This is a genomic window from Tenacibaculum profundi, assembly GCF_057162725.1.
Window position 1 is genome coordinate 2,299,585 of sequence record NZ_CM169894.1, and the last position, 16,149, is coordinate 2,315,733.

General features: G+C 29.1%; 14 protein-coding genes. 4 read left to right on the forward strand and 10 right to left on the reverse strand.

Annotated elements, in window-relative coordinates; genetic code table 11:
• Nucleotides 1–84: 84 nt before the first annotated feature.
• Both AC2GW8_RS09370 and AC2GW8_RS09375 read right to left on the reverse strand, forming a co-directional pair.
• Nucleotides 85–1,848 carry a DEAD/DEAH box helicase gene (locus AC2GW8_RS09370; RefSeq protein WP_440879612.1) on the reverse strand — a complete coding sequence of 588 codons (1,764 nt, stop codon included), beginning with the start codon at nt 1,846–1,848 and terminating at the stop codon, nt 85–87.
• A 75-nt stretch (nt 1,849–1,923) separates the two neighbouring features.
• Nucleotides 1,924–2,805 carry a DEAD/DEAH box helicase family protein gene (locus AC2GW8_RS09375; RefSeq protein WP_440879613.1) on the reverse strand — a complete coding sequence of 294 codons (882 nt, stop codon included), beginning with the start codon at nt 2,803–2,805 and terminating at the stop codon, nt 1,924–1,926.
• A 197-nt stretch (nt 2,806–3,002) separates the two neighbouring features.
• Here AC2GW8_RS09375 and AC2GW8_RS09380 point away from each other — a divergent pair, with 197 nt between their 5' ends.
• Nucleotides 3,003–3,860, forward strand: a complete 858-nt coding sequence (locus tag AC2GW8_RS09380) for a DMT family transporter (protein WP_440879614.1) — start codon at nt 3,003–3,005, stop codon at nt 3,858–3,860.
• 36 nt (nt 3,861–3,896) lie between these two features.
• Here the strand turns inward: AC2GW8_RS09380 and AC2GW8_RS09385 are convergent, their stop codons facing one another.
• A complete protein-coding gene (locus AC2GW8_RS09385; RefSeq protein ID WP_440879615.1) occupies nt 3,897–4,958 on the reverse strand; it encodes a hypothetical protein in 1,062 nt (353 codons plus the stop codon).
• 350 nt (nt 4,959–5,308) lie between these two features.
• On the opposite strand from AC2GW8_RS09385, the gene AC2GW8_RS09390 reads away from it, so the two are divergent.
• Complete coding sequence (locus tag AC2GW8_RS09390) at nt 5,309–6,262, forward strand: hypothetical protein (RefSeq protein ID WP_440879616.1); 954 nt, start codon at nt 5,309–5,311, stop codon at nt 6,260–6,262.
• Between the two features lie 24 nt (nt 6,263–6,286).
• Here AC2GW8_RS09390 and dprA read toward each other — a convergent pair whose 3' ends face one another.
• Nucleotides 6,287–7,381 (reverse strand): DNA-processing protein DprA, encoded by a 1,095-nt coding sequence (gene dprA / locus AC2GW8_RS09395; RefSeq protein WP_440879617.1) that lies wholly within the window; start codon nt 7,379–7,381, stop codon nt 6,287–6,289.
• Nucleotides 7,382–7,474: 93 nt separating this feature from the next.
• Here dprA and AC2GW8_RS09400 point away from each other — a divergent pair, with 93 nt between their 5' ends.
• Together AC2GW8_RS09400 and AC2GW8_RS09405 are read left to right on the forward strand one after the other, a co-directional pair.
• Nucleotides 7,475–8,356 carry an HU domain-containing protein gene (locus AC2GW8_RS09400; protein ID WP_440879618.1) on the forward strand — a complete coding sequence of 294 codons (882 nt, stop codon included), beginning with the start codon at nt 7,475–7,477 and terminating at the stop codon, nt 8,354–8,356.
• A gap of 273 nt (nt 8,357–8,629) precedes the next feature.
• Nucleotides 8,630–9,142 (forward strand): acyl-CoA thioesterase, encoded by a 513-nt coding sequence (locus AC2GW8_RS09405; RefSeq protein ID WP_440879619.1) that lies wholly within the window; start codon nt 8,630–8,632, stop codon nt 9,140–9,142.
• 139 nt (nt 9,143–9,281) lie between these two features.
• On the opposite strand, the gene AC2GW8_RS09410 is transcribed toward AC2GW8_RS09405, so the two are convergent.
• From AC2GW8_RS09410 to AC2GW8_RS09435, 6 genes are all read right to left on the reverse strand, one after another.
• On the reverse strand, nt 9,282–10,313 hold the full coding sequence (locus AC2GW8_RS09410; protein ID WP_440879620.1) for an AI-2E family transporter: 1,032 nt from the start codon (nt 10,311–10,313) through the stop codon (nt 9,282–9,284).
• Nucleotides 10,314–10,376: 63 nt separating this feature from the next.
• On the reverse strand, nt 10,377–11,579 hold the full coding sequence (locus tag AC2GW8_RS09415; protein ID WP_440879621.1) for a murein hydrolase activator EnvC family protein: 1,203 nt from the start codon (nt 11,577–11,579) through the stop codon (nt 10,377–10,379).
• A gap of 3 nt (nt 11,580–11,582) precedes the next feature.
• Entirely contained in the window at nt 11,583–12,347 is a 765-nt protein-coding gene (gene lolB1, locus AC2GW8_RS09420) for a lipoprotein insertase outer membrane protein LolB1 (protein ID WP_440879622.1), read from the reverse strand.
• Nucleotides 12,348–12,375: 28 nt separating this feature from the next.
• Complete coding sequence (locus AC2GW8_RS09425; protein WP_440879623.1) at nt 12,376–13,419, reverse strand: tetratricopeptide repeat protein; 1,044 nt, start codon at nt 13,417–13,419, stop codon at nt 12,376–12,378.
• Nucleotides 13,358–14,374: a sugar phosphate nucleotidyltransferase gene (locus AC2GW8_RS09430; RefSeq protein WP_440879624.1), complete on the reverse strand. Its 1,017-nt coding sequence runs from the start codon at nt 14,372–14,374 to the stop codon at nt 13,358–13,360. Before AC2GW8_RS09430 ends, AC2GW8_RS09425 begins: the two co-directional genes overlap by 62 nt.
• 101 nt (nt 14,375–14,475) lie before the next feature.
• Nucleotides 14,476–16,137 carry an ABC transporter ATP-binding protein gene (locus tag AC2GW8_RS09435; RefSeq protein ID WP_440879625.1) on the reverse strand — a complete coding sequence of 554 codons (1,662 nt, stop codon included), beginning with the start codon at nt 16,135–16,137 and terminating at the stop codon, nt 14,476–14,478.
• Nucleotides 16,138–16,149: the final 12 nt, after the last annotated feature.

Genomic DNA, 16,149 nt, shown 5'->3' on the forward strand with positions numbered 1-16,149 from the left:
GCTTTCTTTATATTGATTGTACCAAAATCATCATTTTGGGTTTGATTCACAAACTCTTATGGAATGTCATTGATTAACTTAGTACTAACTAAAAGCATTAATTTTTTCTTTTATAAATCTTTTTGTTTCCTCTTTGTGATAAGTCCATGAGAGGTAAGAAATGGGAATAATTTGTATTCCGACACGATATAAAATACGATAACGTTCAATATCAAAGGCGGTAACAAAATTACCTGGATAGCCAATTAAATCAATACCCAGGTATTTATTATTTTTTTCTACCAGTATATCAATATTTAGTCCTGCAATAGCGTATCCAATATGAATTGTTGTTTGAAACTGTATTAAAAAAGCTTTAATTTCTTTACTAAATGTATCTTCTAAAAGTTCATTTTGCGACTTAGGTAGTTTTTTTTGTTCGAAACAACTTAGATACTGTTTTAATAGTGATTTTTCGGAAAGAGTCTTTGTATCTAAAGAGTAAAATACATGTTGTTCGTTCCTAGCTCGTGTAATTGCTACATTGAAAACATCTTTTTTATTGAGATAGTTGAGACTCGCAAAATGTGAATGTGAGTTTACCGCCATAGAAAGTAGCATTATATCGCGCTCCTCTCCTTGAAAATGATATGGAGTTCCAATTTTTATACTATGTTTTTTGATAATATTTAAATCAAATTCTATTTTAATGGCTTGGGTTAAGGCATTTATTTGTTGTCGAAATGGTGATAATACACCAATGCTAGTAGCAAAGTTTTTATTTAGTGAATGCTCTTTTTTTACTATTGTTTGAATCTGTTTAATTAGTTGAGATATTTCTTCTGAATTAACACCTTTTTTATCTTGTAATCCATTGGTTTTGTGTAAGAAAACACTTTTTTTATTTCGGTTTTCTGGTTTATGTGTCATTATTCTTAATGTACTTCCATAAAAAAAGTCATTACTAAATTGAATAATTTCTGGCAATGATCTATAATGTTCATTTAATAAAACAATTTGATCTCCTTTTGCTGCGTGTTCAATGGTAAAATCTAACAAACTTTTTTTCCTGAAGTTAAATCGAATTGGGTCTGTAATTTGATGTTGTTTTTGAAATACGTTCATCTGTTTCTCTGATAAAAAACTAAGATGACGCAATTGATTGGTATCTCCAGCGACTATTATTTTTTTTGCTCTTTGAAATATAGGTAAACATGAGGCAATATCGCATTGTGTAGCTTCATCAACAATAGCTACATCAAATACATCTTTTTGCATTGGAAGGCAACTGGCAATTTCATCAATTTTAACTAACCAAACAGGTAAAAAATGCGTTAATGTTTCGACATCTAATTTTTGAAGATTTTTATTAATTAAGGACTTATCTTCTATTTGAATTATGTTTTTTAAAGTAATAAGTTTCTGAAGTTCTGTATTTGAATAAAAAACAATGTTACTGATTAATTTTTTGAGCAAGGCTTCTTCTGCCCTTTTTTCAAATAAAGTGAGTTCTTTAAAATAATTTTCAATGATTTCCCATTCTATCTTTTCAAAAACACGAATAAAATTAATATCAACTTTAGAGAGCGTTTTTTTATAAAAACTTTCAGAAAATAAATTTTCAACACGTTCAATTTCTTTGGTAACCTTCTCTTCAAAATCTATTTCTAATGCTTTTACTTTATTGAATTGAATTTCTCTTTTTATATCAGCTTCGTAAGCTTCTTCTTTATGATTGTAACGGTAATATGTACCTTTAATAATTTTGTTTAATTTGGCTAGTAGTTTCCTTTTGTAGTAGTTCCCTCCTACTTTTATTGTAAAATTATTAATTTTAGAATGCATTAATTTATTTGAAATAACATCCAATGCTTGACTAGTTTTAGTTACAATTAAAACGCTTTTACCTTTACTAATATAATCTTGAGCAATGGCATTTATAGTTTAGGTTTTTCCAGTTCCAGGAGGACCAAAGATTACAGACTTACTGTACTTAGAAGCATTTCGAACGATTCGTTCTTGTGCTGAGTTCAAAAGCTGCGGTATTTTTATATTCTTATTATGGTTAGAAATTTCATTGACTCCAGATGAAAAGAAGGCATGCAAACCTTGTGAATAGTCAGCTTGATTCTTTAAAATTTCCAATTCATTTACTACCGCGTTTATATTGTTAACACGGCTAGATATAAAAATTCCAGAACTTGATACGACGGTGAAGTTTTCTGATTCTTTTTTTTGTTTTAGTACTGTTTTTAAAAAAGCTTTATTTTTAAGTTTTGGATATAATAAGAAATCAGTTTCAAAATGAAGGTTTGATATGTGTTTTTCTAGAATATGCTTTAGCCTACTTACAACATAAAAATTCATGTTCGTATTTGTCTCAAAAAGCAATTCAATATCTACTTGAAAATCATAAAAAGATGTTTTAAATAGGAGTCCTTTTAAAAAGGCAATATTTAGTTGCTTTGTATTGTGGTTAATTTTTAAAAAATAATCTTCTTCCTTTTGCTCTATAGTTGCTTTGTAAATTAGTAATGGCGCCGCAATAGTAGTATTACGCTTACTAAAGTTAGTACGTTTTCCAAGGCAAAATAGGCTTCCGTACCAAAGTTCTTTGTCATTTTTAAAAAGTTCTATAGTTTGAAGGATAGGAAGTGCCTTTTCTTTTGAGATATATTGTAATGGATATTTCTTATTACTTAACTCCTCTTCTGACTTAATAATAAGTTGATGTTCATATTTTGATGAAAAAAAATTAAGAATACCAGTTTCTCTATTATCAGCCTTAAAGCAATGATAAAAGTAAGAAATGTAGTTATTAATCATAGTAATTTATTGGCTTTACTAACATACATAAAATTTTCTAGAATTACAGCGGATCCTATTTTTTCTCTTTTTTAAAGAGTTTATTAATAATACAAGCAATTTTTTTGTTAAATATATAGTCAATTTTGAAGTTAAATTGGAAACTGTCTTTTGTAAGTGAGAAACTTCATTACATTTGATTTCTTATTCATGGAATTATGTATAATAATCACTTAAAAAATGTAATCGTTTTATTAGTAGCTACTTTTTTCATCAGTACTTCTGGAGTTTTAGGAAGGTATATAGCTATGCCATCTGAAGTTATTATATGGTTTCGTTCAACGTTTGCTGCTATATTTTTATTTGTTTTTTGCAAGTATCGTAAAATAAATTTTAAGTTAAAATCTTCGAAACACAAAAAGCCTTTTTTAATAGCAGGTGCTTTTATGGCAGCTCATTGGGTTACTTATTTTTACGCACTAAAACTATCAAACGTAGCCATGGGAATGTTATCGCTTTATACTTTTCCAGTAATAATTGCTTTTTTAGAGCCTGTATTTTTAAAAACTCAATTTAAACCTATTTATATTGTTTTAGGATTACTAGTTTTAATAGGTTTATATGTATTATCTCCAGATTTTAACCTTAAAAGCTCTAATCTTCAAGGAATTTTATTTGGCGTTCTTTCTGCTTTTTGCTACGCAATAAGAATTTTAATTTTAAAGAAATATGTCCATCAATACAATGGAATAATGTTAATGTTTTACCAGACTGTGGTCATTTCTTTATGCTTATTCCCTACTCTATTTTTTATGGATATCTCTGGAATTCAAAGTCAATTACCTTATTTATTGCTTCTCGCTTTTCTAACAACTGCTATTGGGCATAGTTTAATGGTGCATTCTCTTCAGTTTTTTACTGCGTCAACAGCAAGTATTATTAGTAGTGTACAGCCAGTTTTTGGTATTATTCTCGCATTTTTATTTTTAAATGAAATTCCAAGCATAAACACCTTTATTGGAGGTAGCTTAATCTTAGCAACTGTGATAATAGAAAGTATTCGAAGTAAAAATTGAGTTCTTTTAGTAGTAAAAGAATTGAAGAAATATTATTTACCAACTAACTCTCATATTCTCATAATTTCTTTTAACAAAGTCCAAGGCAGCTGCTAATACTTCTCCCATATTTTTACTTTTTTTAAAGGCAATGTCTTTGGTAAATTCATAAATCTGAAACTTTAAAAGGTCGATGTTTTTATTAGTTGAAATAGTATCATTTATCATACAGCTAACAAGTTGGTTAATTCTACTTCCAGAGCTTAGAATACGTTTAGCAACTATTGAACGCTCTTCAATTTTATACTGATTAATAGAAGCATCTTGTAGCTTTAGTCCTACCAAAGAAACCATGGGTAAATTTTCTTTAAAAAATTGAGGATTATATACTTTAAATTTCCCTTCAAAGCATTGTTGATCAAAATCAATAGCTCTAATTTTGTAGACAACATGATCAAAATCGTGTGTTGGAACAATCACATAGTTGTATGATCGCATATCTCCTAAAAGACGAATCATACATCTTTCATTGAACTTAACAAATTCTTTGGCAATTTGTGCTTTTTCAGATTCGGTACATTTAGGAAGGAAATCTTTAATAAAATCGTCACCAGGAATACCAGCGATATGCTCTTCAATAAGTGTGTCTTTATAAACTAAAAAATTAAGGTTATAGGGAGATAAAATATGCTCTAGTTCTAGTCCATAAATTCGTGAAGCATCAGTTTTTTTTATATAAAAATAGGTGTAGTTATCATTTAAAATATTTCTAACCTTTACACGGAAAGGTTTAGAATTACCAAAAGTACAATAATCAATGGCGTCAATATTTAAAAAAGGTATGGTATCTTCATTACCATTAGAGTGAAGAAGTGTATACACTTTTTTTAAACTCAAATCAATTTCTATTCTTTCAAATTCTGAATAGTAGGTACGGACCCATAGCGTATCTTTATCATTTCTATCATATACTACTATAGAACCCTGAAAGCGAAGTAAATCATCATAAAAAATAGGTATTTTTATATTTCTACTATGTTCCAGTAAATAATCATTCAACTGATTATTTACTGGAAAAGCAGGTTTCTTTTGCGACATTAGTTTTTCTCCAGAGGACATACAATAAAGGAATTTTTTCAAAAATAGGTAATAATCGACAGCGAAATAATAAAGTACATACAATTTTTATCAGCAGAAAATAAAAAATAAAAAATGTTTTTCTCATTTAAATATATGCTAATTGATAATTTCTTTTAGAGATTAGTTAATAGTATTGAAAATAATGTTCTTTATTTTTGTGATAGGCCTATTATACAGCACTTTTAGTGTTAAGTAAAGGAAAAAATGTAGTGTAACTATAGTTATAGAGTATTATTTCTTTTTTTTTAGTAACTTACTGAAAAACAACGACTTTTGTTTTTTGTGGCATGATATTTGGAGTTTTTAAATAAACACTTATACATTTGATTATGAAATATATAGGACTATTGATTACTTTTCTATTATTGACATCTTGTGTGCCTCTGTTAGTTGGAACTTATGTGGCAGCAGAGCATAGCTCTTTTACAAGAACAGATTTGAGCGTAGCGCATAGATTAACACCAGGTATAACTAAAAATGAAGCCGAAAATATTTTAGGAGTACCTATACGTACAGAGTTTAATAATAACTATGAGACATGGCATTACTGTAATACGAAACGAAATGCTGATGAGTATATTGCATTATATTTTGTGAGAGGAATTTTAGCGCAAAAACAGTTTTATACTGTTAGAGGAATATACGGATCATGTTCAGATAACATCAAGAAAGGAAATTATAGAGAGCCAGAAAATATATTTTTAACTTCTCAATTAGAACCATTTGATCTGTCTTATAAGTTAGGAAAAGGAATCAGTAAATCTGAAGTACTCGATGTAATGGGGCCACCAGTAAAAAGTGAGCTTCTGAAAAATTATGAGATTTGGCATTACTGTAACTATTCAATGAATTCAAATAATGGTAATTATATTTCTATAGCTTTTGTATCTGGAAAACTTGTTGAAAAACAAATATATAATGCAGATAATAGATTTGGCTCTTGTGTAGATAATATTAAAACTGGTGATTATCGAGATTTTGATGTAGTGGGATACGCTAATGGTCTATATCCAGGGATGAAAAAAAGTGCAGTTATTGCCTTGATTGGAAATCCTGCAAAAAGTGAGTTTAGTGATAATATCGAGGAATGGCATTACTGTAATAATGATGTGAATGGAGACTACCTTGCACTTTATTTTGACGGGGATATTCTTATTGAAAAGTTAAATTATACAGTTTCTATTGATGATAGAAAAGGCATTCAAGATAATTGCTCAAAGTTTATTAAAATGGGTAACTATAGAATGCCAGATAAAGTTTTAGAAATTAAACTAGGTAATTAGTTTGAATAAATTTACGGGGTGATTTTAAACTTCAAAACATTTACCAGGTAAAGGTTTTATCACTCCGTTTAGTTCCATTTCAAGCAAAATTGAAGATAATTGATATACAGGTATATTGCAGTACCTAGCAATAACATCAAAGTGTTTTTTACCTTCTTTTGATAAATAATCTAAAATTTGTTGTTCTTGCTTATTAAGATTTACAAAAAGAGAGGTTTGCTTTATTCGTTTTTCACAAACATCCCAATTGAGCATCGTTACTAAATCTTCAGTTGAGGTAAGTATATGAGCGCTATTATTTTTAATTAAGTTATTACAGCCTTTGCTATATTCATCGTTTGCTCTTCCTGGCACCGCAAACACATCTCTGTTGTACGAGTTTGCTATATCTGCAGTAACAAGAGCCCCTCCTTTTTTTCCCGATTCAATAACAATAGTAGCTTTTGAAATACCAGCAACAATTCTATTTCTTTTTAAAAAATTCTCCCGTACTGGATTTTCTTCATGCCAAAAATCTGTTATAAAACCTCCATTTGAGTTAATTTCTTGTATATATTTTTTATGCGCTTTCGGATATATTTTTTCTAAACCATGCGCTAAAACAGCAATATTCTGAAGCTTATTATCAATAGCTGCTTTGTGAGCACAAATATCTACACCGTATGCAAACCCACTTACTATAATAGGCTGATAAGGAGCAAGTTCTTTGATAATTTTATTACAAAAATTTCTTCCATAATTTGTTATTGTTCTTGTTCCAACAATAGATATAATTCGCTTAGTATTTAAGCAGATATTACCATCTGTAAAAATAAGTATTGGAGCATCAAAACAGTGTTTTAGGTTATAAGGATAGTCATCATCAAAAAAATAATGATAATTGTAGTTGGAATGATTTAAAAAAAGTAACTCTGCCTCTGCTTTTTTATAGTTTTTTTTATCAAAAATATGTTGTAGTACATAGTTGTTAATTCCTTGTATTTTTAATAAGTTTGAGAGGGGTTCTTTAAAAACCTGTTCGGGGCTACCGCATGCTGATATGAGTTTTTTGGCAGTAATATCTCCAATGTTTTTGGTGGCTTGAAGTCTTAAAATAGCCAATAATTTTTCATCTTTCATAGTCATTTTTTTGAGTATCAATATACAAAAAAGTGTTAATAAGTATTGTACATAAAACTCAATAAGGCCACTTAAAATTATTAATTTTGTCTTATGAGTTTAGCCAGTTACATTAATGATTTATTACATAGATATGATTGTGTAATCGTTCCTAATTTTGGAGGATTTGTTACCAATAAAATTGGAGCAAGAGTAAATAAAGAAACAAATGTTATTTACCCACCAAAAAAGCAGGTAACCTTTAATACTTATTTACAGCATAACGATGGCTTGCTTGCGAACCATATCGCTTCCACGGAAAGAATTTCTTTTGAAAAGTCTTTAGAAAAAATAACCGAAGAAGTGGCTACTTGGAAAAAGCAACTCGAACAAGGTAAGTTAGCTTTACAAGGTGTTGGTGTACTTACAATTAATGAAGAAAGTAAATTGTTTTTTGAGCCAGATGTTTCTAATAATTTTTTATCAGAGTCATTTGGTTTATCGAAAACAGAAGCTCCTGTTATTACAAGAAAAGAAGTAATTGATGATAGTGTTGTTCAAGAAAGCAATAGAGTAATACCGTTGATTATAAAAAGAGCAGCTGTGGCAGCAATTTTTGTTGGTCTTACCTATACAGGATGGAATTATGTACAAAATTATAATCATCAAAAAGAATTTATAAATCAACAAGAAAAAGCGATCCAGTCTGCTACCTTTGTTATTAATACACCTTTACCAATGCTAGATTTAAAGGTTTCAAAAGAAAAACTTAAGAATTTTCATGTAGTAGCTGGTGCATTTGAAGAAGAGTTAAACGCACAAAAAAAACTTATCGAATTAAAAAATGAAGGTTTTGAAGCTAGTATAATAGGTGAAAATTCCTTTGGATTAACACATGTTGTATACGGAAGCTATGTAACAAAAGAATTAGCTCGTAAAGCGTTAAAAAGTATTAAGAGAAATCAATCAGAAGAGGCTTGGTTACTTGAAAAATAGTAAAGATTCTTTACTTTTAACTGACAGATAGAAATTTTAAACCTCTTTGAAGGCTTTTTGAACTTCCAGGTATCCTACAAGATAGGGAACTAAAAAGTTGATAATGATTATTTTTTAACAATTAGAAAAAGTTTTAAAGTGTTTTCTAATCTACAAACTAATCTTATAAGTAAATTTGTATTGATATTTTATAACTCTAAATTTTATTAGCCTATACTTTACGTTTATTTATTCTAGAGAAATATCTACTATCTTTGTATTAAATTTTATAGAATGAGAGTGAAAACCCCTAGCGAGTCATTGACTACGCTTACTGATTTAGTATTGCCCGGTGAAACGAACTATTTAGACAATCTTTTTGGCGGAGAACTATTAGCAAGAATGGATAGGGCGTGCAGTATTTCTGCTAGAAGACATTCAAGAAGAATTGTTGTAACAGCCTCTGTAAATCACGTGGCATTCACAAAGTCAGTTCCTGTAGGAAGTGTAATAACTATTGAAGCTAAAGTTTCTAGAGCATTTAAAACTTCAATGGAAGTATACGTTGACGTTTGGATTGAAGACCGTCAATCAGGCGAAAAAACCAAAGTTAATGAGGGAATATATACATTCGTAGCAGTTGACGAAACAGGAAAACCGGTACCAATACCACAGATTGATCCTGAAACAGATTTAGAAAGAGAACGTTATGAAGGAGCTCTGAGAAGAAAGCAACTTAGTTTAGTTTTAGCAGGAAAAATGCCACCACAAGAAGCAACTGAATTAAAAGCACTCTTTGTACCTTAAGAGTATTTTATATGAAGTTGAAATTTCTTTAAAAATTAATACAATCCTTAGGAATACAAAAGCTTCAAAAGTATGCTATTATAACTGATGAGGTTTTTGTTTCTTTAATTAAAGAGAATATATTTTGCATTTCAAAATACTATGAAATTTTCTCAATGTCCCCATTTTCAGATAAAACCATAGCAATAGCTTTTGTTTTTTCGAATTGAGAAAAAATTATAATCATAATAACGGTGATAGGGACACTTAAAACCATACCGGTAACTCCCCAAATTTTACCCCAGATAGCAAGAGATAATATCGTTACTAAAGGGCTTAAATTTAAAGATCTACCGAATAATTTGGGTTCTATAATATTTCCTACGATAACTTGAATGCCACCAACAGCAAATAGAACAATTAAAAACGATGTTATTTCACCAAATTGTAATAAACAGAATATCGACGGAAAAACAGTAGCAACTAATGAACCAATTGTTGGAATGTAGTTGAGTAGAAAAATTAAAAAGGCCCAGAAAGGAGCACTATCAACACCAGCGAATAGTAAAACAAAATAGCTTAAGATTCCTGTAAGTAAACTAACATAGGTTTTTAATCGTAGGTAATTTGAAATAGATTCCTCAATTTTAGTTAGGATTTCTTGCATATTACTATCCTTATTGCTTAAAAACATTTTATCGAGCTTAATTTTAAAACTAGTTTCCTCTAAGAATAAGAACAATGCATATATTATGATCATAAATGTATCTCCTAATAAACCACTAATTCCATTAGCAATATCGCCTAAAAAAGATCCATAACTGAATTTTCCGATGAGTGTTTTAATTGATCCTACAAGATCAACATGAAAAAAACTATCTATTTTTTCAATTATGTTATCAATATTAGACTCGTATTTTGGATAGGATGCCGTTAAATTAGAAATACTATTAGTAATGATTTCAGAAATAAACCCAAAACTTAAAATAATTATACTAAATACAATAATGTTACTTAACCATTTAGGAATTAGTTTTTTAGTAAAGGGTATTTGATAAATTAACTTCCTAATTTCTCTTGTTAAAAACCAAAAGATTAAAGCAAAAATAAAAGGAATTAAAATTCCTTTTCCAATAACTAAAATGGAAATAATTGCTGTAATAACAATAATAATATTAGCCGAATTTTTCACAAAATTAAATTTAGATTTATGTCGTCTTTAGGAATAGTAAGCAAATACGGAAACAAAAATACATTATTGTATCCATTCTTGCGGATTCAAACGTGTTGTGTTTTTGTAAAGAATAAAGCTTAGCTTTGTCTTTCCTGTAATTTTATCGGTAAAAATTTTTCCTAACTTATCTCCTGTTTTTATTGGATCTCCTTTCTTAACATATATTTTTTCAAGGCTGTTATATACCGAAATATAGTTTCCGTGTCTTACATAAACCGATTTTTTCCCATCAGTATGGCTTTGTATACTCATTACTTTACCATTAAATATACTTTTAGCATCAGCGTTTCCTTTTGCTGCAATGTGTAGGCCTGTACTATTGATATTAATTCCAGGAAAGGTTGGATGTGGTTGTACACCATATTTTCTTGTTATAATTCCTGGCACAGGCCACGGTAAATTTCCTTTATTCTGCTCAAAGCTTGCTTTTAAGGCTTTTTCTGCGGCGTTTAGGGTAAATTTTGATGATTTTTTAGCACCTTTTGCTTTGTTTGCTTTTGCAATAGCATCACGAATTAATCGGTCAATTCTTGCTGCAATTCGTTTCTCTTCTTTTTGTTTTTTTAATAGTTGGCTTTTGTATCGTCTTTCTTGTTTTTTAATTGAAGAAACCAGCTTTTCTTGATTTTTTTTATCTTTTTCAACGGCTTTATTTTGAGTTTTTTCTTCTGTAATTAAACGATCCTTTGCTTTTTTTCTATTTAGAAGAGAGTCGTTTAACTGTTCGATGATTTTTGTTTTTAATAAGATATCATTTCCTTGTTTTTTTCTAAAATCATTGTATTGTTGCATGTATTTTACACGCTTATAAGCTTGATAAAAGTTTTTTGAAGATAGTAAAAACATTGTTTTACTTTGAAGTGATTTACTCTTATAGGTTTTCACAACCATTTTTTGATAATCCAATTTAAGTTTAGTTAATTCATCGTTATTCTTTTGAATTTCCTTCTGATTATTTTGAATTTCCTTGCTTAAAATAGTTGTTTCTAGCGTAATTGTTTTAATGAGCCGTTCACGAATACTAATTTTGTGGGTTAAGTCTTTGAGATCATCTAAAGCATTATTTTTTTTCTTTTTCGTTTCTATTAATAAGCTATTTACTTGCTTTATTTCTTTTTTTAAGTTGGAGCGTTTTCTTTCAAGCTGCTTTCTTGTTTGAGAAAAAGAGACAAAGTACATTAAGAAAAAGCATAAAGCTGTAAAACAGATACGAAATCTTTTCATGTGTTATAATTGAATTTCTTTATATCCTTTAGGAATTGAAAAACTAAAGTTAGGGGTTGTATTAAAATCAACAGATCGAACAATCATCTCAATCTTTGTAAATTTATTATTTTCTTTGGCAAGTATATTTATTTTATCTGGAAAAAGCACATCATTTTTTCTGCTGTAACTTGGATATGAAATCTCGAGGCGTTGGTTTTCTACTGAACTGATAATAGACTGTTTATCTAGCTTGTAATGTTTTGGATTTATAAAAAAGAATAGTTCAAATAATTTGTTTTGTTGCTTAGGTGATAATTTGTAAGAGTTTGAAGTGATATCAATATTTTGGCGTTCAGATTTTATATCGATTATAGCTTCACCCAAAAGAATATTTTGTAATTGTTTGAAAGAAATATCAGCGCCTAATACTTTTTTTATAGAAGTGAAATTTTCTTCAAAATAAATTTTTTGAAAAGGAGAGTAAAAACTAACTTTTTCAGGAGTTATTTTAGCCTTGAAAACAGTGATTAATTTGGTGCCTTTAAGCCAAATCACTTCGTTTTTTTTAATCTTCATTCTTACTGATAAACTCAGTTGATTTTTATTGTTTTCATAGTTTAGCTTTAATTTAGTATCGACTGTTTCTTCCTTAAACTCCTCCGCTAGATGCTTTTTAGCAACTTTTCTGGAAGAAATTTTTTTAATAGATACAGAAGCCACTTCTTTAGTTGGTTTACATGATGTGAAAACAAAAACAGCAATGAGTAAATAATTTAATAGCTTCATTTCTTAAAACATTGATTATTAATAAGCGTTATTTGATTAACTTTTTTCTATACTTACCTTCATTTTTTATGTCTCCTAATCCTTGGTAACTGATAACAAATTCATTGTAGTATTGATGTTCTAGTGCAGGATTATCAATAACAAAATCAATACCATTTTTTAAGCTGAGAACAGCTTTTTTATGTCTTTTCATTTTATTAAGTGCTTTCGCATTCATGAGGTATACAAAAGGTTGAGCAGGAAAAAGAGTAATCCCTTTATCACTATATTCCAGTAATTTTGTATCATTTTTTTTATCAAGTTTGTTAAGTAGTTGTTTTAAATTTGTAAACGACTTGTTATTCTTAAACTGTAATTCAAGGGTTACATTGTCCTGATTTATTTTTTTATTCGGAATATCGTTATTTTTAATTTCAGATTTTTGGTATCGATCTAATTTTTTATGAATTCGCCTTAAACGTGGGGTTAAACGTTTAGTAGACTTTAGTTCATTAAGCACTAATTTTGCGGAATCAATCTGATCGTATTGCATATAAAGAAAAACAAGGTCTTGTTTCTTTTCGGGAGTAATTCGAATTAATTTTTTTTGGTATGAAATGGCACTTTTAAAGTTACTATTCCCTTTTTGGGCAGCTACCATGTGTTCTAGCACCCAAGTATTTTTAGGCTCAACAATAAGAGCCTCCTTTGCATAAGCTATGGATTCAATGTATTTTTTAAGTTTATAGTAGTTTTTTGATAACTCAAAAAGAATGGTAACATTGTTTGGTACTAATTTATTACAAGCATCTAAATTATTAATAGCTTTTTGGTAATTATTAATAGCTTTATTTGTAATTGCTTGAAAAAAAAATTCATGAAAGTCCTCATTAAATTTATCTTTTTTATCCTTAGAAACAGGAATACTATCTTGAGTGTAAACTGCTGTTATAGATATAAAAAAGAGTAAACCATAACCAAAATTTTTAAAAATTTTGGTTATGGTTTTAATGAAATATTTTTCCTCTATTTTATATAATCTCTGTGTAATCACCGATACTGATTGATGTAAATTTACCATTGTATTTTGCATGATTTCCAATCATTGAATTTTCTAAATTTGCATTAGAAATCTGAACATTGTTTTGTATCAATGAATTAACAATTGTTGAATTTTCAACGATGCTGTTTTTACCTAACGATACATAAGGTCCGATGGTGGTATTCTTCAAAACAACATTCTTACCGATGAAGCAAGGTTCAATAATAGTTGAGTTTTCTAATATTACATCAGACGAAACGAGGTTATTACCATCTTCTTGCTCAAAGCTAAGAATTTGTTTATTTGTGTCTACAGTAGGGTCTTTTTTACCACAATCCATCCAAGCATCTACCTTCCCTGGAATAAATTTTGCACCTTGTTGTTTTAAAGATTCTAAAACATTCGTAATCTGATATTCTCCATTTTCACGAAGGTCGTTATCTATTAGATACTTAATTTCGTTGAGCAACTTATCACCATCTTTAAAATAATAAATCCCAATGATGGCTAAGTCTGAAATAAAGTCTTTTGGTTTTTCTATAAAGTCAGCAATAAACCCATCTTTAAGATTAACAACACCAAAGGCACTTGGATCTTCAACTTGTTTCACCCAAATAGCGCCATCTGCATTAACATCTAACGTAAAATCAGCTTTAAAAAGTGTGTCAGCATAAGCAACAATACAAGGTCCACTTAAAGAATTTTTAGCACAGTAAATAGCATGAGCTGTACCTAATGCTTCTTCTTGAGTGTAAACACTTCCTTTTGCACCAAGGTTTTTTGCGATTTCAAGAAGTTTTTCTTTCGTATTCAAAGGAAAGCCTTTTGAAGTTGGTCCAATAACGAAGGCTATTTCATCTATAGGTTGGTCAACGACTGAGGCAATATTTTCAACTAAACGTTGAACAATAGATTTACCAGCAATAACGGTAAGAGGTTTAGGAGTGGTCAGGGTATGTGGTCTTAATCTCGAACCAATTCCTGCCATAGGAACAATAATTTTCATTTAATTTATTATAAATTATCCAAAAATATTCTATGACTCTATAATTAGAGTGAAGAATATTTAAAAAGTGCAATATACCATTAAATTATGTTTATAGAAAGTTATATCCCTTTAGGGATGGCATTTATCAATGTTTTTGTATAAGATGTTTTAGGATTTTTATAAATATCATCTGCATCTCCCATTTCTTCAATTTTTCCTTCATTCATAACAAGTAGTTGATCAGACATATATTTTACAATAGATAAATCATGAGAAATAAAAATATAAGTGAATTGATACTCTGATTTTAGGCTATTTAAAAGATTAAGAACCTGCGCTTGCACAGAAACATCTAATGCTGATACAGATTCATCGCAAATAATTAGTTTTGGTTGCAATGATATTGTTCTTGCAATGCCGATTCTTTGTCGCTGACCTCCTGAAAATTCATGAGGATATCTATTAAAATGAACCGGTTCAAGCCCTACTTTTTGAAGTAGATTTATAACATATTTTTTACGTTCTTTATAAGAGGATAAAATATTATGAACCTTCATAGGTTCAATAATAGCCTCACCAACAGTAATTTTTGGATTAAGGGAAGAATAAGGGTCTTGAAATATAATCTGAATATCTTTTCGTAATTTTTTTTTATTAGATTTCGAAATTTTAATGATGTCTTCGCCTTTGTAGATGATTTTCCCTGAGGTTGCCTTTTCCAATTGTAAAATAGTTCTTCCTAACGTTGTTTTTCCGCAACCACTTTCCCCAACTAAACCAAGTGTTTCTCCTTCATATATATTAAAAGTTAAGTCATCAACAGCAACTACTTTCGATTCCTCTGAAAACCAAGAAGGTCGTCTAATAAATTCTTTTTTTAAATTTTTGATTTCTAATAGAGGTTTTTTTTCATAAATAACGTTATGTTTTTCCCTTCTTTCTTTTTCTGTAATTATTGTTTTATCTAGTTTATTATCAATGAAATCTGAAACAGTTGGTAGTTTTTTATATCTAACAGATAAGTTTGGTTTTGAATTTATAAGTGCCTTTGTGTAATTTTCTTTCGGTTCTTTAAATATATTTTTTGAGTTTCCCTTTTCAACAACCTTTCCTTTATACATAACTATACTGTAGTCTGTTATTTCAGATACCAAAGCAAGGTCATGAGAAATGAAAATAATACTCATTTTCTCTGAGGACTGAAGCTCTTTCAATAAATTAATAATTTCTTTTTGAACAGTTACATCTAGTGCTGTTGTTGGTTCGTCTGCTATCAAAACTTTTGGCTTACAAGCGATGGCCATAGCAATCATAACTCTTTGTTTTTGTCCTCCACTTATTTCATGTGGATAAGAATCATAGATATTTTTAGTTCTGGGTAATTTAACTTTTTGAAAAAGAGTTATAACTTCTTTATAAATTTCTTTATTGCTTAAATTCGTGTGTTGCTTAAGATTTTCCGCTACCTGATAACCACAGGTTAAGGTGGGATTAAGAGAACTCATAGGGTCTTGAAATATCATTGCTATTTCTTTACCTCTTATTTTTTGGAGTTCAGTTTCATTTAAAGTTAAAATATTTGTGTCTTTGTATATTATTTCTCCACTAACAATAGTATTTGAGTTTAAAAGTCCCATGATAGCTAATGAACAAAGAGACTTACCACTCCCGCTCTCCCCAACAATTCCAATAATTTGATTTTTTTTTAAACTGAATGATACTTTATCAAGAGTAAATTTTGAATCGTTGAAATAAATATTTAGATCATTAATTTGTAACATCAAGATGTATGT